This is a genomic window from Thioclava sp. DLFJ5-1, assembly GCF_002020115.1.
Classification (GTDB): Bacteria; Pseudomonadota; Alphaproteobacteria; order Rhodobacterales; family Rhodobacteraceae; genus Thioclava; species Thioclava sediminum.
The window spans coordinates 1-24,138 of sequence record NZ_MPZU01000009.1 but is presented as its reverse complement, the minus strand read 5'-3'; the positions used below and the strand labels follow the sequence as shown (position 1 = coordinate 24,138).

Genomic DNA, 24,138 nt, shown 5'->3' with positions numbered 1-24,138 from the left:
GCGTGATTTTGCATCCATCATATTGATATTGCTGTATTTTATATGATTGAGGGCGGGTTTGCCCGCCCTCGGATGGCGCAGATCACTCCGCGGCCATTATCGATGCCTCATCGCTTGGCAGTTCAGAGGTGAGGAAGGCAGGCAGGTCGACATCTTCGGCCTGCTCGGCGTCAAGAACGGACGCAGACGCCCCCTGCCCTTCCGCACCGTCGAGTGCTGCCAGGTCGTGACGGCGAAGAACCTCCGGCAACCAACCGCTGCCTTTCAGCAGACGCTCGGCTTCGGTCGCCATCTCGCCCTTCTTCAGGTGATCGAGGAGTTGCGCCGTCCCCTCCCCTTTCGCCTCGAGCACGGCCTCGAGGATCCGTGCCTTGGGCACGCGGTTCAGGTAAGTGTCGGCCGTCGGCTCCCAACCCGCCTCGACCATGTCGAGTTCGACCGCCTGTGCGACCAAGTCGGACTGGGTCATCCGCTTGGTCAAACCGCTGGCGGAGATACCGGCACCATAAGGATTCACCTTCTCATGGAGCGCGTTGATACCGAAGCTGAGGCAATGCGCGAGTAGGGACAGCCGGCTCGCCTGATCGAGGGAAGCCAGGTAGTCCCAAAGAACGGCATCGTCGCCGAGCGGCAAGTCGGCCTCCCACTCGGCGTGGCGATCATCCACCAGCTTGGCCACCACGCTATCCTTCAGATCGCTCGCCTGCGCGGACATGTAGACGTGACGCACCGAGGCCTCGAGGCAGCTGCCGGCCGAACTGGACGTCCGGAAGGTGTCATTGACGAGCTTCAGGAGCAGCAGCGTCAGGGCGACGTCAGGAGAACGCCCGACAGCTTCCCGCAATGCCAATGTCCGGTGCGCCGTCAACTCCATGATCAGCCGCTCGGGCAAGGGCTTCAACGCACCATCGTCCTCGTCGTCGGGCATGTTCGCGCCAAGCATTTGACCAGCAGAGGTGATCACCGTGCCATGGCCGATACCATCCACGTTGCTCGTCGCCGAAAGCTCAGCGCCCTGCCTGTCTGCCGCCGGTTCACCGCTGTGGACGTCGGCCTCTGTCCGAGGTTCATCCTCCGGCCGCACAAAGCCCCGATAGACGGAAAGCTCGCCAGAGCGATCAAGCGTCACAAAGGCCCCTGCCCGCGCGATCTCCTCCGCGTCGAAGATCAGCGGCCGCGTCTCGAGCTTCTCCATCGCGACTTCCAACGCGCCAAGGCGCGCGTCGATCTCTTCGGGGAATTCATCCTGGCCCTCGCATTCCTCCTCGAGCGCCCGGTACTCGGCAAGCAGCTTGGCATGGGCCGCGCCTTCGTCATCCGTCATCGGCGCTGGATCTCCGCTCAGTCGCCGCAAACCGTGGCTGTAGCCATAGGGCAGGTCGAGCGAGACCTCGATCCATTTCCAGCCCTCGGGCGCGATGGCTTCGGCTTCAGCCTGAAGCTTCTCGCTGACCAGGCGATCAAGCAAGGCAGGGTCTTCCAGCCAACCGCCGTCGTCACCCTGGAAAAGGTCGTGCAACATGGTGCCGCCCGCCGCCTCGTAGGCCTCGACGCCGACAAAGACGGCGCGCCGGTCAGAGGCCCGCACGGAGGTTTCCGTCAGCATGCGTCGGATCTGATAGGGTTCCTTGTTCCACGACGACCGGATCGCCTCCCAGACCTGAACCTGACGCTCGTGATCCGGATTGACGGTGAAGGCCATCAGCTGCTCCAGCGTCATTTCATCCTCGACATAGAGCTCAAGCAGGGCAGGGGCCACGGCGGCGAGTTTCAGGCGCTGTTTGACCACCTGCGGCGTGACGAAGAAAGCGGCCGCGATCTCTTCATCGCCCTGACCATTCTCCCGAAGCGCCACGAAGGCGCGGAACTGATCGAGCGGATGCAAGGCAGCGCGCTGCATGTTCTCAGCGAGCGAGTCGTCTTCGGCGAGGATCGTGGACTTGGCATCCCGCACGATGCAGGGAATGGGCGTCGTCTTGGCCAAGCGTTTCTGCTTCACTAGTAGTGAAAGGGCTTGGAAGCGCCGACCGCCAGCGGGGATTTCGAACTTACCGGTCTCGGACCCGTCATCCGCCAGAACGGGCCGAACGCTCAGGCTCTGCAGCAACCCGCGGCGGGCGATGTCTTCGGCCAGTTCCTCGACCGAAATGCCAGCCTTGATGCGCCGGACGTTGGACTGGCTCAGCACGAGCTTGTCGAAGGGAATGTCCCGGGACGGGGACAGGGTGACTTTCTGGGCAGATTTCGCCATCAGATCTTCTCCACGACGGGCGCCGGAAGCCACTCTCCCGATCTCACTTCCCGTCACCCCTCAAACCAACAAACCTTTCCCTCTCTTATTCTGACGCTCCCGAGACAGGACCTTAACAGCTGTTAAGTCGTCAGTTCCGATGTCGCGGAACAGTACGCAGTCTCTCAACCTTAACAGCTGTTAAGCTGCAGATCGTCGCCCAATCAATGCCATGACCATCGGCCCACAGGAAAACTCACCGGCCGCAGCTTTGGCAGTTAGAGCTCGCAAGTATCCACCAGGCGATCTGATGTCCTCAAAGCGTTCCAGCATGGCAGCAACGACGATCGACGCTTGCTCCGGACCCATGAACCGCTGAGCTTCTTCCCATGCAGACGCACTGATCCCCATAGCTGGCCGCACATGGCATGCCGCGTCAAAAAGCTGATGCCAATGTCGGATTTCGCCTTGGTAGAAGGTATTGAGCGAGGGACATGCCGCGATCACCAGGTGCAGCGGGATCTTTGGCAGGTGTCTTGTGTCCTGTTCATCGACGTCAGCCACGGGCTCATCCCTGTCCACATCTGGCACGCCGGCCGCCGCCCCGCTTTTTTCTAAAGCAGGTTCAAGATCTATAGATTCTATATTTGAACTCTGATGGTGGCGCTCAGATCGGGCATCATTGGTGTTCATTCCTTCTGTTTCAGAGCCATCAATGATGTTGCGTGCCTGGTCGAGGAGAGCTTCAAGATCGGCTCGATAGGCCACGAGGTCCTCAATTGAAAGCTTGCGGCGAAGCGCGCGCGCTGTGAGGATAGCCTTGTCACGAAGCTGGTCCCAGATGCCGAGGCCTGGCTGCATCTCGCCTCCGAACTCCGCGAGAGCCGCGAGATCACGCCGCATGAGGCTTACAACCTCTCTCAGACGCCTGACGCGCTCCTCAGCCTCACGTACGGCCTCTGCGGCCCGTGCTATCTCCTCGGACTGGCAGTAGAGCGGGGAAAGATCGAAGCCAAAGGCGACGCGCTCTTCGCCGTGCTTGCGGACGTAGCGCTTTCCATTGGGGCTATCACGCCGCTGGAGCAAACCAGCATCGACAAGACGCGCGAGGTGACGACGCATCGTGGAGCAGGGCATACCATTCAGGCGCTCACAGATCGCCTTGTTCGAGGGGAAGACTACCATCTCGGCGTTCCCGCCAAGTGCATCGTCTGGAAAGAAGCTGAGGAGCCCCTGCAAAACAGTCAAATCACGTTCTGACACGCCAAAGGCCGCTTGCGCCTTGGAGAGCTCGCGCAGGAGTTCCCACTTGTTGACGGGTCTGCCCGGAACAGATGCCTCGGGGCGCTCGATCACGCGCAGATGGGCGTGCGAGATCGGCCGCATAAACGGCGAAATCGGTGTGTACTCCATGAAAACATTCACGAAGGCAAAATTTCTGCGGCCCGCGAATCGCTTTGCGCTTGCGGGGTAGGGGCCAGAACGCTACATTCAGAAGTGCGAAAACTGAGATTTTGTAGCGGGCTGATCCCGGTGCGAAACCTTACAAAGGTCTCGTGAAGCTAGCTTCTCGGGGCCTTTTTCTTTTTTGCCTGTATCGTGCCTCCTTCTTGTTGGTTGCTCTTCCTCAGTCTTCTGAACGCTTCCAGCGCTCATGAAGCTCGGTAATCAGCTTTGAGGCATTGCCCTCCAACCAGCTGACAAATTCAGGTTCATCCGTAGTCAGATCGAGTTTTAGCTGCTTGCCTTGGCGACCGGTCCTGACTGTCGCAGCTCCGACACCGGGGATCGCCAAAGCAGGCGCGCCCTTGCGAGACGGACTTGCTTTCCTCTCCGCGCTCTTCGCAGCTTCCAGAACTGCGAGAAACGCACGATCAGAAACCTCATCGACCGAGCCGGAACTTTCGGACTTAGCTGTATGAGCTGCGGCTTGCAGTTGGTCTCGATCACCGTCGTAGGCACCCAAGGCCTTTTTGAGTTCTTCCCATCTTGGGCGACCAATCCCAGGAGCTGCACCAATTGCCTGGATGAGTTCCTCGCCGACTGTCCGAACGACACTCAAGAGTTGTGAAACCCCAGCTTCGTGGAGGTTAAGGACTTCGGCGACACCTCGATTGGTGCGCTCAGCCCCTTCCAAATGGTCACCGTCCAGAAGCGCCGTTGCAACAAGCGCGCGTTCAATAAAGCTCAGATCACGACGCTCTTGGTTCTCGAGAAGCTGATCTCGAAGCGCTTGATCACCCTCAACTTCCGTGACGATGGCTCGAACTTTGATACCGAGTTCGCGACATGCTTCTAGGCGCCTGCGGCCATAGATCAGGTTGTAGCGATCGCCTTCCAGTGGGCGGACCAAGACAGGCACACGCTGACCGTTCTTGGAGATAGAGTTCTTCAGGCCCTCAACTTCAATCTGAAGCCTGTCATCCAACCGTCCTTCGGTAACAATCTGCGCCGGATCGATCTCAAATACACCGCCACGCAGTCGGCGTCCTTCAAGAGCGTCAGGAGCGTTGCGAAGGGTCTGCAGCGGCAGGCCAAGTTTAGGCTTTCTTGCCATTCCGCCCCCATGTGTTCTGGATGATTTCAGCGATCTCATCGTTCACTGCGTTCATGGATTCGATCGCACGATCAAACGTCTGACGCGTGAAGTCCTTCTTGTCAGCTTCGTAGAGCGTTTGCTTGGTCAAGCCGGCATCAGAAATTGCGGTCGATTCAACCATGTGATTGGTCAGGACCGACCTCCCGAACAGCCCGCGAATGAAAGCGATGACTTCGGTTTGTGGCGCGTCGCCGACTTTGTATCGCGTTGGCAAAAAGCGCAGCCAATCGAAGCGCAGATTTGCGCCTGCATCCCTGATCACTCCCAGGAGATCCGCAGTCATTCGCAGGAATTGGGACATCGACATGAGGTCAAGCATCTGCGGGTGAACCGTCACGAGTACACCCGAGGACGCGGAAAGTGCTGACATCGTCAAGAAACCAAGCTGCGGCGGGCAGTCGATCACAACAACGTCGTAGTTTGCTTCAACACTATCGAGAGCATCATGAACTCTCGCAAAGAACGCCTTCGCTCCTCCTCGCTGGATAGCAGCAGGCGTCTCGTGCTCGAACTCCATGAGTTCAAGGTTGCCCGGGATGAGATCAAGGCCGCGGATGTAGGTCTTGCGGATCACTTCGCCGATCGGAACCGGATCGTCATAGCGAACTGCATCATAGAGGGTTCCGCCCTCCATAAGGTCGAGTTCCGGCTGGATTCCATGAAGAGCTGAAAGGGATGCTTGAGGGTCGAGATCGATCGCAAGAACCCTGTACCCCTTAAGCGCCAAGCGTTGAGCGAGGTGAGCAGACGTCGTCGTTTTGCCGGACCCGCCCTTGAAGTTCACCACTGAAACGACTTGAAGCTCGTCACCGTCGCGACGCCCAGGCACGTAAGTTCCAGACTTTTTTGCGTTTCCTTCAAGCGTCTGCCGGATTTCCCAGATATCGTCGAGCGTATAGCGACGATGACTTCCAGCCGTCGTCTCAACGTCAACGATCTTTCCTTCTCGATGAAGCTTCCGAAGATAGGTATGGTCGACGCCAAGGAGCTCAGCAGCTTCGCCGCTAGTCAAAGTGCGCATCACCTTCTTTGCATCCGGAGGGAAGTGTGCGGCGCGCTGAGCATGCAGGTTCGACGCGAGAAGTTCCGCGTAGTGCCCGATGGCGATGTCTAGATCCTGCTCTACTTCGCTCATGTCTACCCCGATCCGTGGGCGCGTTTTTTATGTGACCGCGCGTTATTTTTCGAGACTATTGCCCGACCAACCAGATTCGTGCAAGCACTTTCTAGATTTAGTGGAAATCGGTTAGGCCAACACAAGTGTGATCCTCAGAGGAGCCCCAGCTTTTCAGCACGCTCCAGCAGCATTCTGACTGAGGAAGGCTGCCAGCTGGTGCGACCGCGAGGGGTGCGCTCACGCATGGATTCCAGTCGGTCGCAGATTGCCTGCAAGGTGATCTCGGGGTCAGCACCTTTGATTGCGGCGACAATCGCAGGCAGGCGATCGTCGGTTTCGCGACGTCCAGCGCGTCCAAGCACTTCAGCAGGCAGGAATCCGTCCGCCACGTATGCCTTCACGGCGCGAAGCAAGCGGCTTTGCGTCCAGCGCCGATCATGGGGCAGGGGGCCATTGATGATCCGCAGGACGTCTTCCCAAGCCAGATCGGGGCGCAAACGGCGCACATGGGGCACCCAATCCTGCGCAGTTTCGTTCAAGCGCTCCATGTAGCCGTCCTGTCGCGCCAGCCGCACCTTGCGCAGCGCTTCAGGGTCCTTGGCGCGAAGACCTGGGTTGCCGCCGACGCGGCCCTTTGAGCGTGCCGAGGCAAGTCCGGCTTTGGTACGCTCGCGGATCAGAGCGCGTTCGAACTCAGCCGCAGCGCCCAGAACCTGCAACGTGAACTTGCCCTGGGGCGAGGCAGTGTCGATCGGGTCCTGGAGCGAGCGGAAGAACGCCCCCTTGCCCTCCAGTTTTTCGATCACCTCAAGTAGGTGCGACAAAGACCGCGCAAGCCGGTCGATCCGCACGACGACCAGCGTGTCGCCCTTGCCAATCCGCTCCAGCACACGTGCAAGCACGGGCCGCGCGCGATTGCCGCCCGAGGCGTGCTCTTCAAAGATCTCGGTGCATCCCGCAGACTGCAGTGCTTCAGACTGGGGCAGGGGGGTCTGATCCTCGGTGGAGACGCGCGCATAGCCAATCAGGGGCATGAAACTGGGCCGTTTGCAATTTAATATATCGCCAATAAACGACCGTTTGTAAACGAATGCAAGTAGGTGCTCTCTCGTCGCGTTCATCCTAAGACCCTTGGTTCCCTAGCGCTGAGCGCGATCTGAGAGGTTCCGCCGGCAGTCGCGCGAGCGTGCTATATAAAGGGCGTAGGCAACCGCCACAAAATCACTTGGGTAATGTGCAAAAAATAAGTATTTTGCACATATGAATACGAGAGCCTCTATTTTGACTGATGGTTACGACGACCCCCTCATCACTACCGAGGAGGATGCAGAGGCTCACGAAAAGGATCTCTGGTTTCTGCCGGGACCATTCGAAGAAGAACCAGATGATTTGCCTCCCGGGCCGCGTGCAGAACCGCCGGACACTGCCGTCATCGAAGACTGGGCAAAGGCAGAAGGCGTTCACGCTGCGCGGCTAGCAAAGGTGGCTGGACGCCTGGGAGCTCTGGATGACCGGCTGCTGCGCGGCCCGGAAGGCTGGCGGCATCGCCTCGCTCTTGTCGAGGCAGCGGCCCTCAGCTGGGTCGCAGGAGATCGGGTGAGTACTGATCGTCTGGCGCTCTGGGTATCCATGCGGCTGTCAGGTGCACAGGATGACCCAAATGCCTTGGCACGCGTTGGATGGGCTGTTCGGCGCTTGACAGGCGGTCCCGGACCGATGGCTGACCTGGCCGCTTTTCTGGATCGCCGCGACCCCGAGAACATTGAAGACAGCGCTGAGCGTTTCGAGGATCGCGCGGGTGGGTGGCTGGACGTCATGGCAGCCGCAAAGGGTCTCCACCCGATCACGCGGGCGTGCATGGGGTATCACCTGTGGAGCTTGGCGGGCCTCGGACGCCACGGCGACCAGATCGAAGCTGCCGTCACCGCGTCTAGGATCGCGACCAGCGATGGAAGCGGTGCCATCTTCGCGCCGCTCGCTATGGCCGGGGCCGGGGGGCTGCGCGTTTCGGGCTTGCCACCCGAGCGTTTGGCCCGCTGGTTGGATGGGATGAACAGCGCAATTCTAACGGCGATGCGAACACTTGATGATATTGAAGTGTGGATCGGGCGGGCAGAAAACGTCATGGCGCAATTATCTGGCCGCACGCCGGTTGCCTTGCGAAAGGTTTTCACGGAATGGCCCTTGGTCTCCGCCCCGATGGCTGAGGCCATGACCGGAGCCAGCCGCGCCGCCGTTCAGCGCAATCTCGCATGGATGGAGGCAAGCGGTTTGATCCGCGAGGTGACGGGGAACGGGAGGTATCGCATGTGGAAAGCTGACCTAATATAGGTCATTTGTCGAGGCTGACACCGGCTTGACCTGGCACGCTTTAGTGCCGCCCCAGATGATCGTTTAAGCCACTTTCCGTTCGAATGCGACAAGGCTTTTCCAGCCCAAAGCGTTCGTTAGCCATTCGTCTCACGTTTTTGTGACAATTGATCGCTTGAAGCTCCAGTGGGTGAAGGTTGTAACGGGGCGAAATAACGGAATGAGAGCCGGAGCCAGAGATGGCATCGTAGCATTTGCGAGTGGCGCAAGTTCCCTGTGCCGTGACGTTCCCGATCTCATGGTCGCGATATCGAAGCCGCTGTGCCTAAATTTCCAGACAATCTGCGACTTAACGAATTGTCGCTGCGCAACTTCGGACCAGGTATTGTGCGAGCAGTTTTCTCCTCCCTAGCAAACTGGAAACTGCAAGGATCGCATGTCTACTTACGAAAATTTGCCCTTGAACCTCTAGCCACTAGAAGTCCTATCTGTTCAAGGAGAACACATACCGTTCTTGCCATCAATCGCCGGTGAGAACCGAAAGGGTACGAAATGCTGACAAGACGACACTTCATTCAGACAACAACGGCGCTTTTTTCGGTGACCGGTCCCGGTATGGCTTTTGCCGACACTTGGCCCACCGAGGCTCAGAAGGCTGAATGGGACGCACAGGTGACGCCTCAGGGTTATGTTGCCGAGACTTCCAACCCATGGGGATTGCACCCGCGGTTCCTACCGCAACGTGTGGTCGCGAAGGCCGGTCTCGTGCCGGGAGATATCCATGTCGACGCGGTCGCACGATATCTTTACCACATTGAAGAGGGTGGAACCGCGATGCGCTACGGCGTGGCCATCGCGCGGGGGAACCTCTACGAGCCGGGTGTCTATACCATCAAGCGCAAGGTCAGGTGGCCGCACTGGCAACCGACACAGAGCATGATCAATCGCGACCCCGAACTTTATGCTGACATTGCCGATGGCATGGAACCGGGACCGGAAAACGCGCTTGGATCGAGGGCGCTGTATCTCTACGTCGGGGATCGCGATACCCTTTTGCGCATCCATGGCACTCCGAGCCCACGGAGTATCGGTGGCCGCGCAAGTTCGGGCTGCGTACGGATGGTCATGGCTCATATCAATGATCTTTACCCGAACGTCGAGACCGGCTCTACCGCCTATCTTTACTCGGCGGAGGACAGCGTGACTGCCCGCAGCTAAGCCAAGCAGCGGACGGCAAACGCAATTAAGTTTCGCGAGGGGTGCAGATACGATTGCCGTTCGCCGTGCGCAGCGGCAGCAAGGTTGTTTCTACGGGGCCGCTGTGTTTGTACCAGTAGCACCCGTCCTCGGGCACCAAGCGCGCGGTTGCAACATCCTGATCCGGGGCAGCCATTGCAATCACGGCTTCGGGAACTTTGCCCCGCCGGTCTGCCGAGTCGCCCGGTCCAGTCGGCTGGATTGCGCACCCGGCCGTAAGAGACAGCGCCACTGCAACAATTATTTTTTGCTTCAGCATCAAAACCCGCATCAAGCTTCCTTTCGTGTCTGTTTTTCTTTGCATCGGCTTTTCATGCCTCAAGGCGTGATGGAGCCGGTCGCCGCATCCTCTAGCAATAAAACAAACTGAAATACCACCGTATTTTGCTCTTGAAGCTCTAGCTACTGTAGGGGCTATGTCATGGTAAAGCACCCGAATCCAGAGGTCCATTCATGCCGCCCGACACCCATCGTCACGACCACGATCACGCCGAAGATGCCCAGACAAGCGGCGGCAGCTGCTGCGGGAGCGCCGGAACGTGCGGCGACATCGTTCCGGCGACCCCCGCGCCAGCGGGCGGGCGCAGTTTTCAGGTGTCCGGCCTCGATTGCGCCGAGGAGGTAGCAATCCTGAACAAGGTGGTCGGCCCGAAGATCGGCGGGGCCGAGCATCTCGCGTTCGACGTGATCAATGGGCGGATGACTATTCTCGACAGCGCCAAGAGTTTATCGGACGGCGAAATTGCAGAACTGGTCGCAAGCACCGGCATGACCGCCAAGCCTTGGGATGCCGAGAACGCGTCGGTCGACCAGGCGGCCCATCTTGCAAGACAGCGGCTGTTTACGGCGCTCAGTGGAGGCTTCTGGGCCGCGGGATTTCTGTGGCACATCATCGAGACCGGCATGGGCGGGGCGCTCGGCCTCTTCGCGGGTCACGGCGAAGCGCCGATGCCACTGGTCGAGGCAGGGCTGTTCGCGGTTGCGATCCTGTTCGGTGTCTGGCTCGTGGCACCCAAGGCATGGTCGTCCGCTCGGCGGCTGTCGCCCGACATGAACCTGCTCATGGTGGTCGCCGTGGCCGGTGCCATCGGGCTTGGCGAATTTTTCGAGGCGGCGACAGTCGCGTTCTTCTTTTCGCTCTCGCTCTACCTCGAAAGCTGGAGCGTCGGGCGTGCGAGGAATGCGGTTTCAGCTCTGCTCGACCTCGCGCCGCCGACGGCAAGAGTTCTTCATGATGACGGCTCGGAAGCGGACGTTCCGGCTTCTGCGGTTGCTATCAACGCACGTTTCATCGTGCGCGGCGGAGACCGCATCCCATTGGATGGTGAGGTTGTCGATGGGGCAGGGGCCGTCGATCAGGCGCCGATCACCGGAGAGAGTGCGCTGGTCCCAAAGGAACGGGGCGACGAAGTCTATGCCGGTACGATCAACGGCGAAGGCACACTGACGGTGCGCGCCACGAAGGCCGCCTCGGACACCGTGTTGGCCAAGATTATCCGCATGGTCGGCGACGCCCATGCCCGCCGCGCGCCGGTGGAGCAGTGGGTGGCGAAATTCGCCCGCATCTATACGCCTATCGTCATGGCTCTCGCCATTGCAATTGCCCTGCTGCCGCCGCTCATTTTCGGGGGGGCCTGGGATTATTGGTTCTACAATGCACTCGTGCTGCTGGTGATCGCTTGCCCATGCGCTCTGGTCATCTCGACACCGGTCTCCATCGTCGCTGCACTCACCGCCTCAGCGCGGGCCGGGGTGCTGATCAAGGGCGGTGCATATGTTGAGGCACCGGGCAAGACCACTGCACTGGCCATGGACAAGACCGGCACGATCACCATGGGCGAGCCCGAGGTGGCGGCGGTGCATCCGCTGGGCAAAGCATCGGCGCAAGATCTGATGACCCTCGCCGCTGGGCTGGAGGCACGTTCCTCGCATCCCTTGGCGCGCGCCATTCTTGCGCGGGCAGAAGCCGACGGCATCAAGGTATCCGCCGCGGAAGATACCCGAACCGTTCCGGGCAGGGGACTTGAAGGACGCACAGACGGCCGGTCGATCTGGCTGGGGTCGGACCGGTTTGCCGAGGAGAAGGGTTTCGGCGACGCCATTCCGAAGGATTTGCGCGACCGCATCGAAGGGGCTGGCAGCACCCTTGTTGCCGTGGGCGACGACACCGGTGTCACCGGCATCTTGGAATTGCGCGACCGTATCCGCCCGGATGCCAAAGGCATCGTGGCGCAGCTTCACGCGCAGGGTGTGAAGACCATCGTCATGCTGACCGGTGATAACGAGCGGACAGCGCGCGCTGTTGCAGCCGAGGTCGGCATCGACGAGGTCCGTGCCGAGCTTCTGCCCGAAGACAAGGTGACTGCCATCGAAGAACTGGTCGAAACGCATGACATGGTGGCCATGATCGGCGACGGGGTCAACGACGCCCCGGCCATGGCGCGCGCGCATTACGCCATCGCAATGGGTGCCGTTGGTTCGGACGCGGCAATCGAGACGGCGGATATAGCCCTGATGACCGACGATCTCGGCAAGGTGCCTTGGCTGATCGGTCATTCGCGCCGGACAATGTCGATCATTCATCAGAACATCGGTATTTCCTTGGCGACCAAGGGCGTTTTCGTTGTCGCTACCGCGTTCGGACTGGCATCGATGTGGGGCGCGATTGCAGCCGACGTAGGAGTGTCATTGCTGGTGGTGGCCAATGCCCTGCGCCTGCTGAACAGCCAAGAGGCCAAGGCGCCGCCGTCCGGCGGTGAGCAGGTTGGCCCACAGATGGCAAAGGCCGCGCTTGCCCACGGACATTGATCACGCAGCATTTGCAAGGTAACGTAATGTCCATAACAGACCTCACGAAAGAGGCATCGAGCAGTGAAAACCATCCGATTTCCCCGCCGCGCCGTCCTGTTGGGCGGGCTGGTAGCGTTTCTGTCCGGGTGTGCCAGCAAGTTCCGCAGCTATGACGGACCCGAAGTCACCCGTGTTCGGCTTTACAAGGGACAGCGCTTGCTTGTTCTCGACGGAGCCGATCGCGTCTTGCAAACCTATCCGGTCGGGCTGGGTTTCGCTCCTGAGGGTCACAAACAATTCGAGGGGGATGGCCGGACTCCGGAAGGAGTTTACACAATCGACAGGCGAAACCCCAACAGCACCTACCATCTTTCGATTGGCATCTCTTATCCGAACGAGGCCGACATCGCCTTTGCCGAAGCGCAGGGCCTTTCCCCCGGCGGCGACATCTTCATCCATGGTGGCCCACGCCCCGGCATCGACCCGACAAATGTCCGCGACTGGACAGCTGGCTGCATCGCGGTCACGGATCGGGAGATCGAGGACATCTATGCAATGGTGAAGGACGGGACACCTATCCACATCTTTGCATGACGGTCTTTCTCATGCGGCGGTAGTGAGCCGTCGCATTGGCGCCATTGCCCAGCTCCACGAAGCCAAGATGAGCGCCAACAGCATCCAGTCCCCGAAGCTCGCGTAGAGTGTCGGCGGTCGCGCGGAGGGCAGGCTAGCGTCGATGATGCCCGTTTCGCCGGTATCGAGCCGCGCAACGATCTCTCCGCTCGCGTCGATGACCGCAGAGATGCCCGTATTCGCGGCTCGGATGACTGGAAGGCCTTCCTCTACGGCGCGCATACGTGCGGAAGCCAGATGCTGCTCGGGTCCGATGCTGGTGCCAAACCAGGCATCGTTTGTCGCGTTGAAAATCCAGTCCGGCCGGAACAGGTCGTCGACCACATGCCCTGGGAAGATGATCTCATAGCAGATCGCCACGGCGACCAGCGGCACACCCGGAAGCGCAAGCGTTCTCGGGCCCGGTCCGGGCGTAAAATCGCCCAGACCCGCCGTGAGCCGCTCGATGGGCAACCAGCCGCGGAATGGCACATATTCGCCGAAGGGCACGAGATGGTGTTTCGCGTATCCGGTCAGGATCTCGCCGGTCTCGTCAAATGCCTGGACCGTGTTGAAATATCGGGTGCCATCCTCGCTCGGTACACGGTCCGGCACACCGGTAAGCAGCACTCTGCCGTCTGGTAGCGCTGCGGCAATGCGGGCCCGTGCCTCCGTATCCTCATCGAGGAAACCCGGAAAGGCGGTTTCCGGCCAGAGAAGCACGTCGAAATCGCCGGGCCGGGTTGAAAGCTCAAGATAGCGCGCGAAGGTCGCCTCGCGGTTCTCGGGAGCCCATTTCTCCTCTTGTGGAATGTTGCCCTGGACGATGCGCAGGTCGACACCGGGTGGCTGTTGTGCATCCGACTGGAGGCGCAGCGTGCCGACAGCCCACATCGTCGCGATTCCGGCCAGCGCCATGAGCGAGATGGTCAATCGTTGCCGCCCGGACGCCATAGCAGCCGCGCCAGGGAGTACCGCGACGAACACGGTGAGAAAGCTTAGCCCATAGCTTCCGACCCAGGCGGCGGTCTGGCGAAGGGCGGCGTAGTCTACAAGTGCGTAACCGGCCAGGTTCCAGGGAAACCCTGTCAGAACGTGACCACGCAACCACTCGGCCACGGTCCAGGAGGTCGCGAACAGGAGGCAGGCCAAGAGACTGCCCATGGCTCCGCGCCGCGCGATTTCGGCAAAAAGCGCAGCGGCAATGGCTGGGAAAATCGCGAGACCTGCGGACAATCCCGCGACCGCCGGAATCGCCATCGTCCCAAACCGCTCGGCCTCGACGTAGAAACTTTCCGCGATCCACCAAATCCCGAAACCGAACTGGCCGAGACCAAACGCCCAGCCGACGAGGAAAGCGCGCCCGAAGGAGAGATCGCGAAGCCCGACAAACAACGCGGAATAGGCAACGGGAACGAGCAGGAGAATCGAAAGAGGCGGGAAAGTCAGAACGGTCATCGCCCCGGCGGCGAAACCAAGCGTCATCCGCGAAAGCAAACGGTGGCGCAGAGCGATGCGGTTCAGAATTTCCGGCTTCACGACTTGATCGAACGCCGCGCGCTGATCCATGGCGCGGCGAGCAAGAGCCCCACGCCACTGACGACAAATACATCGGCCAAGTTGAAGGCAGGCCAATGTGTTGTGCCAATGTAGAAATCGAGAAAGTCTGTTACAGCCCGATACCGCACACGATCGATGACATTGCCCAGGGCTCCGCCAATGATCGCACCGTAGGCAAGCGTTTCCACCGCATTGTCGGCGCGAAACAGCATAACCCCCAGCCAAACACAGATGGCAAGAGCGAAAGCGATGAGGCTCCACCACGGCGCGCCGCCCAACATCCCGAAAGTCACGCCGTCATTACGATAAAAGACGAGGTTGAATCCCGGAAACACGGGAATTCCGGCGCTTAAAGTGACGGCATTCGCAACGACAATGGCTTTGGTGATCTGATCGATCGCGAACGCAGCAAGTGCTGCGAAGACGCCGATCATCGGAGATACCTTGTTTAGTGACATTGCCTCATCCCAACCAGACATCAAGGAACAGCATCAGAACGAGCCCGACTGCGAGACCGAGCGTCGCCCTGTTCTGATGGCCGCTGCGATGGGTTTCGGGGATGATTTCGTGGCTAATGACGTAGAGCATTGCGCCCGCGGCAAAGGCCAGACCCCATGGAAGCAGCGGTTCCGACAGTGTGATGATGCCGGCCCCGAGCAAACCGCCAATCGGCTCGATCATGCCCGTCAGCGCCGCGATGCCCCAGGCGCGCAGCTTCGGATATCCCTCGCCCAGCAGAGATACAGCGACGGCCAATCCTTCGGGCGCATTCTGAAGCCCGATGCCGATGGCGAGCGGCAGACCGCCCTCCATACCTCCGGATCCGAAGCCGACCCCAACCGCAAGGCCTTCGGGGAAGTTGTGGATCGTGATTGCGATGATGAACAGCCAGACCCGCCGCAAAGACGCCGCTTCGGGCCCTTCGCGTCCCGTCTTGAAGTGCTCGTGCGGCAGCTTTTCGTTCATCAGGGCGACAGCCCCCATGCCCAGAAGAATCGAAACGCATACGATGGCCGCAGGCATCGCGCCGTTTTCGAACATCGGCTCCGCCGCATCCAATGCCGGGATGATCAGCGAAAAGAAAGAAGCGGCGAGCATCACACCGGCAGCGAAGCCGAGCGACAGATCGCGTGTGGCCCGAGACGGGATGCGCCCGAACAGCACGGGAACTGCTCCGACTGCTGTGAGCGATCCGGCGGCAAGACTTCCGAGAAAGCCGAGCATTATCGGAGACAGATTTTCCATGGGCGGGCCAGATTATCCTTCGGCGTAGCTCGAAAAGACTTCCGTCGACCCGTCCTTGCGGATGAGGAAGACATCATAGGCCTCGCGGTCGTCTTCTGGCCCCATGCCGGGCGAGCCATAGGGCATCCCCGGAACAGCGAGGCCGACGGCGTCCGGGCGCTCCTCGAGAAGGCGGCGGATGTCAGCGGCCGGTACATGGCCCTCGATCACGTAGCCGTCAATGAGCGCGGTGTGGCAGGAGACCATGCGCTGCGGCACGCCGTTGTCTAGCTTGAAGCGCACGAGAAGCCCGCCGAACATGTCCTGGCCGGTCGGCACAAACCCGTTCTCTTCGAGATGTTTCATCCACGAGAGGCAGCAGCCGCATCCGTTGGTCTTGCGGACGTCGATCGCCGTTGCCTCTGCGAGGGCCTGGGCCGCTGGGAACAGGGCGAGCGTGATGGCAAGAACTTGTGTCATGCGTTTCATGGGTCAGAGCCTTTCGGTTGTCGTTTTGGCAATCTCGCTGCCGAGGTTTTCATTCAGAAGCGCCCGCGCCTCGGCCAGACGCGAGAGCGCGGCGGTATCATCCGCATCGCTCTCGGCCGCTTCGGCGAGCCGGTCGTCAGAGAGGGGGTCAGTCGGGCGCCCATCCACGAGCACCTCATAGTGCAGGTTCGGACCTGTCGCCGTGCCAGTCGCGCCGACGCGGCCGATCACGTCTCCCGCCGCAACGCGTTGGCCTTGTGCCAAGTCTTCCGGCACGGCGCTCAGATGCGCGTAGCGCGTCATGGTGTCGGAGCCGTGCAAGATTTCGACCACGCGACCATATCCGCCGCGCCAGCCGATGAAATTGACCCGCCCCGGTGCCGTCGCTTGAACCGGTGTCCCACGTGCCGCTGCAAAATCGACGCCGGTGTGCATCCGGACGTTGCCAAAGACCGGATGCGTGCGGCGTCCGAACACCGAGCTGAGGCGCGCACCCTCTACCGGCTGTGCGAAGACGCGCAGCACCTCGCCATCGACGTAGATCGTCGCCTGACCGCTGCCGTCGTCCGGCCATACGATCTCGTAAAGCGAACCGCCGATCTCCAGTGCGGCGAAGGCGAGTTCGGGCTGTCCGATCCTGTCCTCTCCGACCCGCGCCTCACGCCAGAGAAGCCTTAGTGTTTCGCCACCGGCCATCTCGCGGCGGAAATCCACGGTCCCACCCAGCATCTGCGCAAGGTCCACGGAAAAACGGGCGGGTATGCCGGCTTCGTCGAGTGCCGCGAAGATCGAGCTGTCGATCATGGCTTCGCCGGCAAGGGTTACGATTTCCGGATCCGGAGCCACGACCTGCGTGGACATCTGCTCGCCGAAAACCACCTCGATCCGAACCCCGTCCTCGACGGCGAGTGAGACGGTGCGGGGGCTGCCGTCCACGGTCGAAGCGACAGTGACCGAGTGCCCCGGCCGCAGCCGTCGCAGATCGTATTCCGCACCAAGCGCGAGGGCAACTTCGGCTCTGTCAGGTGCCGCAAGACCGGCCTCTGACAGCAAGAAATCGAGCGTTTCGCCCGGAGCAATGTCGCGCGACCACGTCGACAGGGGTGGCTCGATCGCTTGCACCGGCCTGTCGGCAAACGCGGCCTGCAGAAGGGGCAGCGGGCTGAGGTCGGGTGCATCGTCTGCCCATGCCGCCGCGGGCAGCGTCACGGGGATGTCAACGTTCTGGGGGGCTTCAGGACCTTGGGGCATCCAGCTACCTGCCTGGGCAAGTTCCGGCGGCACGGGTTCTTTCGACATGGAATCAGAGATGGCGATAGCCGCTCCCGAAACCGTCCCCGCAATTGCGACACAAGCCGCCAAAGTTCTGAGCCTCATGTCGCCCCCTCCATTTCTTCTTCCAGCGCGCGGCGGATCTTCGGCACCGCGAATTCTTTGGGCTCGTGATAGTCGATCATGGTGACGAATCGCCCAGAGGCTGCGAACAGGAAGACGCTCGCGGTGTGGTTCATCGTGTAATCGCCGCTCTCCGCCGGTACTCGCTCGTAGGTGGCGCGGAAGCCGTCCGCGACGCGCGCTATCTGCTCTTCCGGTCCCGTCCAGCCGCGGATCGCCGGATGGAAGTAGCCGACATATTCGGCCATCGTTTCGACAGTGTCGCGCTCGGGATCGACCGTGATGAAAACCACGTTCATCTCGTCGGCCTCGTCTCCCAGATCGTCGAGCCATCCCGAAATGTCAGAAAGCGTGGTCGGGCAGACATCGGGACAGTAGGTGAAGCCGAAGAACGCCATCGTCGGGCGACCGATCAGGGTTTCCGGCCCGACCGCGTTGCCCTCATGATCCGTCAGACGGAAATCCATCTCGGTCAGGGCCACAGGCCGCTGCCCGACAGGTTCGGGTCCACCGGGTCCATCGACCTGCCACCAACCGACGAAGAGCATCAGGGCGACCGCCCCGACACCAGCCGCGCCGTACCCCAGGACCGCCCGTCGCCGCATCAGTCCTCTGGCCCCCGCGCGGCGATTCCGAGGATCGGCACCTTGACCGTCACTTCGCCTCCGTCGTCGAAAAGCAGGGTCAGCGGAAAGGTGTCCCCTTCCGTCATCGGTTCTTGTAGCCGCATCAGCATTGCGTGCAGGCCCCCCGGTTCGAGCGCGACGCTCTCGCCCGGGGCGATCGCGATCTCCCCCGCCGGGCTCATGGAGCTCACACCTTCGGCATTGGTCTTCGTCTCGTGGATTTCGGGCATCATCGCGAGCGGTGTTGTAAGGCCGATCAGCGTCACCGGCTCGTCGCCAGTGTTGCGGATCGTCATGTAAGCGGCCCCGGGACGGTTCATCCCGATGGAGGCGCGGGACCACGCGTTCTCGACGACAACATCCTCGGGTCCGGCCAGCGCGGGCACCGAGAGCCCTCCAAGGGTCAAAAGCGCGGCCAGTGTGCCAGTCAAAATATACTTTTTCATCGTTCTGATCCTGCCCTTTCCATTCAGCTTTGCGCGGCAGCGACTTCGGCGGCCACCAGACGACGCAACTCTGCCTCCCCGAATGGATCGAGCGGCTTGCCGTTCACAAAGAATGTGGGCGTCTGGCGAATTCCCACGGCCTCGACGTCAGCACGATCCTGGTTAAGGATCGCCACGACACCGGGTGCCAGCATTTGCGTGCGCGCGGCTTCGGCATCGAGTCCGGCCGTGGCGGCGATCTGAAGGATCAGGCCAGGCGCCGGGGCACCGTGCGACGCCCATCTCGGCTGTTCCCGCAGAACGGCCTCGAGCACCGGCACGTAAACGTCCTGCATGCGCGCCGCTTCGAGCACGCGGATGGCTTCCTCGGATGCCGCGCCGTGGAAGGGCGTGTAGCGGATCACGACGCGGACAGCTTCCCCATGCTCGGCCATGATGTCCTTCACGATGGGATGAAAGGCGCGACAGGCCTCGCAGGCCGGATCGAAGAATTCGACGATCGTGACGGGCGCATCCGCAGGCCCGAGGATGGGCGAGTAGGGGCGGATCATCGCCTCCGCAAGTTCCGGAGCAACGGGCTCCGCTTCGGCCACTGGGCCGGGGCGGATTGCAAACCAGGTGGCTCCGCCGAAACCGGCGGCGCCGAGGGCAAGAACGGACAGGATCAGGCCGCGTCGATTCATGTTCGTGTGTCCTTCAATGAAAGGGCCGACAGCGCCCCGATCAGCGCGAAGGCGGCGAGCGCCATCAGCGGGATAGGGATGCCGAAGACCAGTTGGTTGTCATCGGTGCAAGAGGGGCCGGTGGCCGTGCAGGGCTGGACGCGTTCGGGAACAAGACCGACGTACAGCCCCATGTGCCAGAGGGCGATTGCGCCGCCGCCAAGCGCCAATGCGATGCCGTAGCGCCCCACGCGGCCGTCCCGCCACCAAAGGCCGAGCCCGAGGACAATGGCCAAGGGGAACATGAAGGCGCGCTGGAACCAGCACAGCACACAGGGCGTCTGCCCCAGCACCTCGCCGACAAAAAGCACGGCAAGCGAGGCGACGAGCGCGATGATCCACGCCAGCCCGAGGGCTGTTTCTCCGGACATACGGTTCATGTCGGTCAGAACCTCTCTTCCAGATCGGCGAGTATCTCTTCGGCGGAGGTGCCGTAGGGCCACGAGTCGGCGAAGCCCGCGTCGGGATCGAAGAGGAACAAATGCGACGTGTGGCCCATCGTGTAACCATCCGGCGCCGCAGCCTCTTCGACGCGTTCAAAGAAGATCGGAAACGTCTCGGATGTGGCGGCGATCTGTTCCGGCGTGCCGGTCAGACCGATGATGCCCGCATCGAACAGCGGGACGTATTCGGCGAGTGCGGCGGGCGTGTCCCGTTCGGGGTCGATGGTGATGAAAATCGGCTGGACCTTGGCGGCATCGTCGCCCAGACCGTCCATCACCGCCGCGACCTCAGATAGGGTCGTCGGGCAGACGTCGGGGCAGTTGGTAAAGCCGAAAAAAACCAGCATCCAGCGCCCCGCAAAGTCCTCCTCGGTTTGAACCATACCCTGGTGGTCCGTCAGTTCGAACTCAGCGAAAAAAGGCGGCTCGGCGTCAGTTCGGGCGCTATCGGCACGATAATCGGACCATAGCAAGAGCCATACGAAGGCAAGCGCTGCCACGCCTGCCAAAACCCAAAGAAACTTCTGTGCCGATGTAAGGGACAATCCTGTTCGCCTGTTTTTGATTCTTATTGCAAGTGCGGATACATCCTCTAGCCGCTAGAGGTTCAAGCACGAAATCATGGTATAGCTTGAACTCACGCGTCTGTGAAACCGACACTTGTTTATTCCGACGGCAAAACCTACACAAACTGTATCTTTTTCATGGAGGCGAAAATGCTCACGATCGGTACTCTGTCAAAGAAGACTGGCACGAAGGTGCAGACCATCCGGTACTACGAACAGATTGGGCTCATGCCCGAACCTGGCAGGACCGAAGGCGGGCAGAGGCGCTACGACAATGCACAGCTCGACCGGCTGTCCTTCATCCGCCATTCGCGACAACTCGGTTTCTCGCTCGATGCGATCCGCGAGCTGCTCGACCTCAGCGACCATCCCAACCGGCCCTGTGATGAGGCTGATGCCATCGCGCGTCGCCAGCTCAAACAGGTGGAGCAGCGCATGGCCCGCCTGAAGGCGCTGCGCACGGAACTGAAACGCATGGTTCACGAATGCAGCGGCGGGCGGACGGGAGATTGCAAGGTGCTTGAGGTGTTGCGGGACCATTCGGAATGCTTGACCGAACACGAGGAAATCGGGGCCTGAAGGAATTCAGCCAACATTCCGGCTGGAACGCAGATCTGCCGCAGAAGTTAATGTGTCGTACAACACAAGCTGGAACCACAAAATGGCCGCTAGACAAGATTCAATGGAGAGACGGACGCTTTGGATCGTTCTGGCGCTCAATATCGGTTTGGCCGTGGCTTTTTTCGCAACAGGCGCCTTCGGCGACTCAAGTGCCCTGATCGCCAACGGGCTCGATAACCTCTCCGACAGCTTCGTCTACGCGATCAGCCTTTTCGCTTTGTCCCGATCCGCCAAATGGAAACGCGGGGCGGCGAACGTTTCCGGCGGGCTGCTGATCCTGTTCGCTGCAGGCATCCTCTACGATGCGTGGCGCCGCTACATCGGTGGGTCAGATCCGCTCGGGACGATCATGATTGCAATGGCCCTGATCGCGGCGGCTATCAACGCAGTCTGCGTTTGGCTGCTCGCTAAGCTCAAAAATCCAAACGTCAATATCCGCGCGGCCAACACCTTCAGTTACAACGATTTCGCCGCGAACCTCGGGATCGTCGTGGCCGGTGGCCTCGTCGCTTGGCTAGGAACCAACTGGCCGGACCTTGTCGTCGGTGTGATCGTCGCCGGGATCGCGGCCTGGGGCGGTATCGACATCCTGCGCGACGCACACGGCGAACACCACAAAGCGGTTCACACGGACAAATAGTTGCGGGAGATTCTTTCTGAAAGAAAGGATTGAAGCTATAGTGACTATAGCAATTAGTCTTGTTCCAAGACGATTCGAGGAGCGACCCGTTGCAGATGATCGACCCCCTACTTGTACCCACCAAACTACTGGATTTTGATGCCGCGCCTCTTGCGCGTCTAATTGAGAACCGCAGCTGGCGCGGCTTATCCGAATACGATCGGATCGGAGCTGCCTATGATTTCGTTCGGAATGAAATCGCGTTCGGATACAATCGAGCTGACGACATCCCCGCATCCGAAGTGCTTTCCGACGGCTATGGGCAGTGCAATACCAAAAGCACGCTCTTGATGGCGCTGCTGCGTGGTGTCGGCATTCGTTGCCGGTTGCATGGGTTTACGATCCACAAAGGCTTGCAGCGCGGTGTTGTCCCTGAGCTGGTGTATCCGCTTGCTCCGCAGGAAATTCTCCACTCATGGGTCGAGATCGAATTTCAAGGTGCCTGGATCAACCTTGAAGGCTTCATCCTGGATGACGCTTTCCTCGATGTCCTGCAAACGTCATTCTCGGACACAGAAAGTCTCTGCGGTTATGGCGCGGGCACGGATTGCCTTGGCGCGCCTCCCGTCGCCTGGAACGGAGAAGATACCTACATTCAGAAAACCGGCATCGTGCAGGATTTCGGCGTGTTTGATACGCCGGACGCCTTCTATTTTTCCCATGAGCAATCCTTTGGATGGCTGCGTGGTGCCCTTTACCGTCATATCATACGCCACTGGATGAATGCGCGCGTTCGTGGTTTCCGCAGCGACCGCCTCAAGACTGACCGACGCGCGACACACGCGCATGAGGAGCCTGCCAATGCCACATGACCACGGGCACGCGCATATCGATCCGGATTCTGGCGATCGGCGGGTTGCCATCGCGATCTGGGCGAACGGGCTTCTTACCGTTGCGCAAATCGTCGGGGGCATATTGTCGGGCAGCCTGGCACTGATCGCCGATGCGCTGCACAACTTTTCCGATATGGCCTCGCTTGTCATTGCCTTTGCCGCACGCAAGATCGCGCGCCGCCCGGCCGATGAGCGCATGACCTTCGGCTATGGCCGGGTCGAAATCGTCGCGGCCCTGATCAACTACACCACCCTCATCGTGATCGGCTTCTATCTGATCTACGAAGGTGGCATGCGCATGATTGATCCACCCGAAGTCATGGGGTGGACCGTCGTCATTCTCGGTGGAATCGCGCTTGTGGTCGACACGCTGACCGCAATGCTGACCTATTCGATGCAGAAGGGGAGCGTGAACATCCGTGCGCTTTTTCTCCACAACCTTTCGGATGCGCTTGCTTCGGTCGCGGTTATCGTCGCTGGGTCGCTGATCATCCTTTACGACATGCGTTGGGTCGATCCTGCCATCACCATCGGCATCGCGACCTACATCCTGTATCTGTCTTTCACTGAAATAGGCGGCCCAATCCGAACCCTGATGCTCGGGAGCCCGCCGGACATCGACAACGAGGCCGTCGTCGAAGCGATGCGGAAAGTCGAAGGCGTCGCCGACGTCCACCACGTCCATCTCTGGCAAATGCAAGAGCACGAGGCTGCGCTCGACTGTCATGTCGTCGTGGCAGCCGAGGGATGGTCGAAGATCGAAGAGATCAAGAGCGCGATCAAGGAGCGGCTGAAGGAAGAATTCGGCATCAGCCATTCCAGCCTCGAATTCGAGCACGAGGATCGCGCTCATCAGAACGCCGATCTCTACGGTCACGGCAACGCAAGTGAAAAGGAGAAGACCAATGTTCAAGGAAACGCTGACCGAGCGTGATGATGTCATCGGGCTCGTCTGCGAAGGCAAGTTGACGGAGACAGAATTCAAGTAAATGCACGCGCTGCTTCATGAGCGTCTTGGAACAACCGATAATCCGGGTCTGGTTCTCGACCTTACAAGTTTCGAGGGCTACGAAGAGCCTTCGGCGATGCTAGAAGATCTGAAGGTCGACACCGCCCACGCGAACGATTTCGGTCGCATAGCGGTTGTCGGAGAACGCAGATGGATGGAATGGGGCGCACGGGTGGTCAACCTATTGACGGGCTCCGAGATGCAGTGGTTCGAATCCAGCGATACCGAGTCCGCAATTGCGTGGGCGCGTGACGGGTAGCCAGCGATTCTGCAAGAAAAGGACTCTGGCCTGGAAATTGACATCACATCAGATGCTTCACGATTAATGGAGGAACGGAACGATCTAAATGTAGTCAGCAACATTTGTCTGCTCGGATGAAACAATCCGATGCAGTTTGATGTCGACTTTAGGCTGCATAATAAGTCCCTACGCGCTGAATTCTTCGAAATTTAACATAAACTTCATTATGCGTCTTTATACTTGGTGTTGCGATAGTATAATATCGTATGTATGCTGGACTCCTGTCGCGTAGCCCTTAATTGTGAGATGGGAAATCCAACGAAATCAACGGCTGAGCTTTGCCCTTAAATATGAGATTTTGCCTTTAAT

Annotated in this window: 25 protein-coding genes and 1 pseudogene; 9 read left to right on the top strand and 17 right to left on the bottom strand. The window is 60.2% G+C overall.

The window, feature by feature from the left end:
* Positions 1-82: 82 nt before the first annotated feature.
* The 5 genes from BMI86_RS20095 to BMI86_RS20075 form a co-directional block, all read right to left on the bottom strand.
* Entirely contained in the window at positions 83-2,251 is a 2,169-nt protein-coding gene (locus BMI86_RS20095; RefSeq protein WP_078542901.1) for a ParB/RepB/Spo0J family partition protein, read from the bottom strand.
* Positions 2,252-2,431: 180 nt separating this feature from the next.
* Positions 2,432-3,643: a plasmid replication protein RepC gene (gene repC / locus BMI86_RS20090; RefSeq protein ID WP_038147420.1), complete on the bottom strand. Its 1,212-nt coding sequence runs from the start codon at positions 3,641-3,643 to the stop codon at positions 2,432-2,434.
* A gap of 214 nt (positions 3,644-3,857) precedes the next feature.
* Positions 3,858-4,787, bottom strand: a complete 930-nt coding sequence (repB, locus tag BMI86_RS20085; RefSeq protein WP_078542900.1) for a plasmid partitioning protein RepB — start codon at positions 4,785-4,787, stop codon at positions 3,858-3,860.
* A complete protein-coding gene (repA, locus tag BMI86_RS20080; protein WP_038147418.1) occupies positions 4,771-5,964 on the bottom strand; it encodes a plasmid partitioning protein RepA in 1,194 nt (397 codons plus the stop codon). Before repA ends, repB begins: the two co-directional genes overlap by 17 nt.
* Before the next feature lie 134 nt (positions 5,965-6,098).
* Positions 6,099-6,980, bottom strand: coding sequence for a recombinase family protein (locus BMI86_RS20075; RefSeq protein ID WP_038147529.1), 882 nt, complete (start codon positions 6,978-6,980; stop codon positions 6,099-6,101).
* 226 nt (positions 6,981-7,206) lie between these two features.
* Here BMI86_RS20075 and BMI86_RS20070 point away from each other — a divergent pair, with 226 nt between their 5' ends.
* On the top strand, positions 7,207-8,277 hold the full coding sequence (locus tag BMI86_RS20070; protein WP_038068700.1) for a hypothetical protein: 1,071 nt from the start codon (positions 7,207-7,209) through the stop codon (positions 8,275-8,277).
* A 175-nt stretch (positions 8,278-8,452) separates the two neighbouring features.
* On the opposite strand, the pseudogene BMI86_RS21525 reads toward BMI86_RS20070, so the two are convergent.
* Positions 8,453-8,560: pseudogene (locus BMI86_RS21525) on the bottom strand (IS5/IS1182 family transposase); the annotation flags it as partial.
* Between the two features lie 248 nt (positions 8,561-8,808).
* Here BMI86_RS21525 and BMI86_RS20065 point away from each other — a divergent pair.
* Positions 8,809-9,474, top strand: coding sequence for a L,D-transpeptidase (locus BMI86_RS20065; protein ID WP_026155629.1), 666 nt, complete (start codon positions 8,809-8,811; stop codon positions 9,472-9,474).
* 25 nt (positions 9,475-9,499) lie between these two features.
* On the opposite strand, the gene BMI86_RS20060 is transcribed toward BMI86_RS20065, so the two are convergent.
* A complete protein-coding gene (locus tag BMI86_RS20060) occupies positions 9,500-9,784 on the bottom strand; it encodes a hypothetical protein (protein WP_038068706.1) in 285 nt (94 codons plus the stop codon).
* Between the two features lie 182 nt (positions 9,785-9,966).
* On the opposite strand from BMI86_RS20060, the gene BMI86_RS20055 reads away from it, so the two are divergent.
* On the top strand, positions 9,967-12,321 hold the full coding sequence (locus BMI86_RS20055) for a cation-translocating P-type ATPase (RefSeq protein ID WP_018001712.1): 2,355 nt from the start codon (positions 9,967-9,969) through the stop codon (positions 12,319-12,321).
* A 63-nt stretch (positions 12,322-12,384) separates the two neighbouring features.
* Positions 12,385-12,897, top strand: a complete 513-nt coding sequence (locus BMI86_RS20050; protein ID WP_018001713.1) for a L,D-transpeptidase family protein — start codon at positions 12,385-12,387, stop codon at positions 12,895-12,897.
* Between the two features lie 9 nt (positions 12,898-12,906).
* On the opposite strand, the gene lnt is transcribed toward BMI86_RS20050, so the two are convergent.
* The 10 genes from lnt to BMI86_RS20000 are packed head-to-tail and all read right to left on the bottom strand — an operon-like array spanning position 12,907 to position 20,329.
* Positions 12,907-14,484 carry an apolipoprotein N-acyltransferase gene (gene lnt / locus BMI86_RS20045; RefSeq protein ID WP_018001714.1) on the bottom strand — a complete coding sequence of 526 codons (1,578 nt, stop codon included), beginning with the start codon at positions 14,482-14,484 and terminating at the stop codon, positions 12,907-12,909.
* Positions 14,451-14,909, bottom strand: coding sequence for a signal peptidase II (lspA, locus tag BMI86_RS20040; protein ID WP_018001715.1), 459 nt, complete (start codon positions 14,907-14,909; stop codon positions 14,451-14,453). The genes lnt and lspA overlap by 34 nt, the downstream gene beginning before the upstream one ends.
* A 28-nt stretch (positions 14,910-14,937) precedes the next feature.
* Positions 14,938-15,720 carry a ZIP family metal transporter gene (locus tag BMI86_RS20035; RefSeq protein WP_026155630.1) on the bottom strand — a complete coding sequence of 261 codons (783 nt, stop codon included), beginning with the start codon at positions 15,718-15,720 and terminating at the stop codon, positions 14,938-14,940.
* 12 nt (positions 15,721-15,732) lie between these two features.
* Positions 15,733-16,188 (bottom strand): DUF411 domain-containing protein, encoded by a 456-nt coding sequence (locus BMI86_RS20030; protein WP_018001717.1) that lies wholly within the window; start codon positions 16,186-16,188, stop codon positions 15,733-15,735.
* Between the two features lie 3 nt (positions 16,189-16,191).
* The gene (locus tag BMI86_RS20025; RefSeq protein ID WP_026155631.1) at positions 16,192-17,565 is read right to left on the bottom strand and encodes a M23 family metallopeptidase; all 1,374 of its coding nucleotides are present in this window, start codon (positions 17,563-17,565) and stop codon (positions 16,192-16,194) included.
* On the bottom strand, positions 17,562-18,188 hold the full coding sequence (locus tag BMI86_RS20020; protein WP_026155632.1) for an SCO family protein: 627 nt from the start codon (positions 18,186-18,188) through the stop codon (positions 17,562-17,564). Before BMI86_RS20020 ends, BMI86_RS20025 begins: the two co-directional genes overlap by 4 nt.
* Complete coding sequence (locus BMI86_RS20015; protein WP_018001720.1) at positions 18,188-18,655, bottom strand: copper chaperone PCu(A)C; 468 nt, start codon at positions 18,653-18,655, stop codon at positions 18,188-18,190. The genes BMI86_RS20020 and BMI86_RS20015 overlap by 1 nt, the downstream gene beginning before the upstream one ends.
* Before the next feature lie 23 nt (positions 18,656-18,678).
* Positions 18,679-19,338, bottom strand: coding sequence for a thioredoxin domain-containing protein (locus tag BMI86_RS20010; protein ID WP_018001721.1), 660 nt, complete (start codon positions 19,336-19,338; stop codon positions 18,679-18,681).
* Positions 19,335-19,757, bottom strand: a complete 423-nt coding sequence (locus BMI86_RS20005; protein ID WP_018001722.1) for a disulfide bond formation protein B — start codon at positions 19,755-19,757, stop codon at positions 19,335-19,337. Before BMI86_RS20005 ends, BMI86_RS20010 begins: the two co-directional genes overlap by 4 nt.
* Before the next feature lie 5 nt (positions 19,758-19,762).
* On the bottom strand, positions 19,763-20,329 hold the full coding sequence (locus BMI86_RS20000; protein WP_026155633.1) for an SCO family protein: 567 nt from the start codon (positions 20,327-20,329) through the stop codon (positions 19,763-19,765).
* Between the two features lie 207 nt (positions 20,330-20,536).
* On the opposite strand from BMI86_RS20000, the gene BMI86_RS19995 reads away from it, so the two are divergent.
* The 5 genes from BMI86_RS19995 (at position 20,537) to BMI86_RS19975 (ending at position 23,787) form a co-directional block, all read left to right on the top strand.
* Positions 20,537-20,965: a helix-turn-helix domain-containing protein gene (locus BMI86_RS19995; protein WP_013959865.1), complete on the top strand. Its 429-nt coding sequence runs from the start codon at positions 20,537-20,539 to the stop codon at positions 20,963-20,965.
* A gap of 103 nt (positions 20,966-21,068) precedes the next feature.
* Positions 21,069-21,647 (top strand): cation transporter, encoded by a 579-nt coding sequence (locus BMI86_RS19990; protein WP_009573601.1) that lies wholly within the window; start codon positions 21,069-21,071, stop codon positions 21,645-21,647.
* A 95-nt stretch (positions 21,648-21,742) separates the two neighbouring features.
* Positions 21,743-22,498, top strand: a complete 756-nt coding sequence (locus BMI86_RS19985) for a transglutaminase family protein (RefSeq protein ID WP_026155634.1) — start codon at positions 21,743-21,745, stop codon at positions 22,496-22,498.
* Complete coding sequence (locus BMI86_RS19980) at positions 22,488-23,453, top strand: cation diffusion facilitator family transporter (RefSeq protein WP_010138164.1); 966 nt, start codon at positions 22,488-22,490, stop codon at positions 23,451-23,453. The genes BMI86_RS19985 and BMI86_RS19980 overlap by 11 nt, the downstream gene beginning before the upstream one ends.
* A 55-nt stretch (positions 23,454-23,508) precedes the next feature.
* Positions 23,509-23,787, top strand: coding sequence for an STAS/SEC14 domain-containing protein (locus tag BMI86_RS19975; protein ID WP_234988885.1), 279 nt, complete (start codon positions 23,509-23,511; stop codon positions 23,785-23,787).
* Positions 23,788-24,138 lie beyond the last annotated feature (351 nt).